The 318-nt window shown below is 65.7% G+C and carries 1 pseudogene; it reads right to left on the bottom strand.

From position 1 onward, the window contains the following. Positions 1–318, bottom strand: a pseudogene (locus Xinn_RS23080) (integrating conjugative element protein); the annotation flags it as partial.

Below are 318 nucleotides of genomic sequence, written 5' to 3'. Positions count from 1 at the left end.
AGCTCGCCGGCCAGACGCGCCGTCAGTGCTGCCCGGTCCGGGTCACGCTGCAACGCCTGAATGACCCCCTGCGTCACCGTCAGGCTGCCGGTTTTCAGTTGGGTCAGACTGGCCTGCGTCGGCTTCGCCGTACCACTGACCAGTTTCACCAGTTGCTCAATGTTTGTTTTGGTATGGGCTTCCAGCATCGGGGCAAACCCCGTTCCCGCCACCGTCGTGCCCGGCTGATGGGGTTCACCGCCGCTGCTGCACTCGGCAGACTGTGTGCAGGTCCGGATGGCCCGGTCACCCAGCACGCTGACCACGGCGTCAGCGGCT

The organism is Xenorhabdus innexi, assembly GCF_002632485.1.
In the GTDB taxonomy this organism is placed as follows: Bacteria; Pseudomonadota; Gammaproteobacteria; order Enterobacterales; family Enterobacteriaceae; genus Xenorhabdus; species Xenorhabdus innexi.
Note: the sequence above shows the minus strand (reverse complement) of the source record. Positions and strands in the feature narration are given on the sequence as shown.